Origin of the sequence: Candidatus Equadaptatus faecalis (assembly GCA_018065065.1) — a bacterium.
GTDB lineage: Bacteria > Synergistota > Synergistia > Synergistales > Synergistaceae > Equadaptatus > Equadaptatus faecalis.
In genome coordinates, this window is record JAGHTZ010000094.1 from 1 (window position 1) to 2,288 (window position 2,288).

Consider the following 2,288-nt stretch of genomic DNA (forward strand, 5'->3'; position numbering starts at 1 on the left):
GTTTTGCTATTTGCTGTCCAAATGCTCGTAACGGTTCTAAAAGTTTTTTCTTTCGTAATTCGTCATGTGTCTTTCGTCATTGGAGGGCAGCGACGTTAGACAGACAGACAGACAGACAGACAGCCAGACCTCTCTCCTTCTGAGGAAAATTTTTGCATTTCTCACCTCTCCTTTATTCCTGAAATTCCATTTGCCGACCATAATTTTGCAAACTTAACGGCATGCCAAATCACGGCGGATTTTTTGTTGTCATAAATCAGATTTCAGTTGCACAAAATTTATTTCCGAAAGGGGAAGAAAACACTATGAAACAAAGAAGTATTAAGAAACTTGCGGCACTATTTATGCTTGTATCGTTCGTATTCGCTTCGGTATCGCCGGCGTTCGCGGTCGGGATATTCGAGGGGAAAATATTTTCCGAGGTCGGTGACAAAACAGATTTCGCCGGCTACAACTGGATGCTGTTCAAAAAAGACGACAAAAGCGGCTACATAATCACGACGGAGGGGATAGGCAGCTCAGTATTCAGAAACGGCATATCCGATGCCAACCTTTACTACTCGTCTGTTCTCCGCGGGAAGGTGAACGACTACGAAAAGGAAATGAAAAGCTACACGGGACCGCAGCTTACGTGGGCAGAAGTCAACGGCACAGCAGACGGGAAAAACTACATAGAAAAGCACGATATGTCAGACTGTGCAATGATGAGACCTGCGCAGTACGACGATTTGCTTTACCTCCTTTCAGTTGTTGAGGCAGAGGTGCTGCCTGCGGATATCCTCAGACTTGGCCGCGACAAGGACTGGTGGCTTCGTTCAAAAGGCAGTATGGGACCGCTTCGCGCTGCTGATATTCATCATGACGTCTGGGGCAACCCCATCGTAGATTACCCCGGTGAAGTGATATCTGAGACGCTTTTGGTTCGTCCGGCTTTGCAAATAAATCTGCAATCCCCGATTTTTGCGCAGACCGCTTTCAAAACAGCTCCGACCGGCGGAAAGGCGGACGTTAAAGTCGGCGACGGCTTTACGCTGAAGGATTACGACGGTTCAGGCGGCTGGAAACTGACGGAAACGGACCGCAGCATTCCCGTTCCGAACGCAACTCTGACCGCGCTTGCGCACTGGACTATCGCAATAGGCAACATTGTTACCGTGAAATACAGCGGTGTGAAAACGGGCGAAAATATGTATCTCTCGGCTCTGCTTTACGATAATAATGGCAACCTGATAAACTACGCAAAGGTTGCGGACACGTCAACAAACGGAAGCGGAGAAGCCCAACTGTCGTTCAAAAATTTGTCGCTGCCAAGCTGGAACTGCAAAGTGGCGTTCGTTTCCGAACAGGTCAGCGGCGATGATAAGCCCGACAGGTTCTCCGCGCCGACCGCAATGTACAACGTAATCCTTACGTCAAACGATGGTCTGGAAGGCAAAGCGCTGCTGCTTCCCGACAGCGAACTGCCGGAACAGCTGAAAATCAAAGATGAAATCACGCAGACTCTGCCTGTCCCCGTACTCTCCCCCGAACAGATAACGGGAGTGTCTGGGCTGACGGAAGCAGTTTCCAAAACAAGGCTGGGAATGACTGTTGAACAGTCCGGCGGCGCGGAAGACAAACAGACGGCGAAGTTCAAAATTCTGCTCGGAAACAAAATAAAAGACTATAACAAAAACAAGCGGCTTGCCGTGCTTCTTCCGGACAAAGCGGAACAAGCGGCAGACGGCAGCGGGGCAAAAATCGGATTAGCAGACGGCGGAACGCCTGAACTGACAAAATACACGGCGTTCAAAGCGGAGTACGAGGAAGACGGAGATTGCGGCGTTATTTCGTTCTCCGTGCCTGAATACGGCAAATACTTCAAGAACGGTACAACAGAAATAATCGTTGCGGAGCTTAACGAAGACGCGAAATTTGACGGAGAAAAATCCTCCTCGTCAGGCTGCAACGCGGGATTCGGCGCGTTCGCGCTGCTCGGCGTACTCGGACTGTTTTACAGAAAGAAAAAATAAGCGGTAAATTTTATATACACCGATATACACAAAAGCGGGGGACTGAACCAGTCCTCCGCTTGTCTGTATTTAGTATCTTGCATTGGAAAATTCTGTGTCGGGAAGAAAACAGGGGTTGCCGTTTTCGTCCGTCGTGATGATGTCGGAGCGTTCAAAGGCATTACAGCTTATGACGATTTTGTTGTTTTTCGTGTCCCTGTAGATTGAAAGCTGCGGTACGATTCCGTCTTTGTCCCGTATTTCTTCGGGAATGATTTTAAGAGCCGCGCTTCCGAG

The 2,288-nt window shown here is 49.0% G+C and carries 2 protein-coding genes; one reads left to right on the forward strand and one right to left on the reverse strand.

Features of this window, described 5'->3' with window-relative positions; all coding sequences use genetic code 11:
• Positions 1-305 precede the first annotated feature (305 nt).
• Complete coding sequence (locus tag KBS54_07555; GenBank protein ID MBQ0055975.1) at positions 306-2,012, forward strand: SYNERG-CTERM sorting domain-containing protein; 1,707 nt, start codon at positions 306-308, stop codon at positions 2,010-2,012.
• Positions 2,013-2,081: 69 nt separating this feature from the next.
• Here the strand turns inward: KBS54_07555 and KBS54_07560 are convergent.
• A partial coding sequence (locus KBS54_07560; GenBank protein MBQ0055976.1) for a hypothetical protein occupies positions 2,082-2,288 on the reverse strand: 207 nt, incomplete at its 5' end.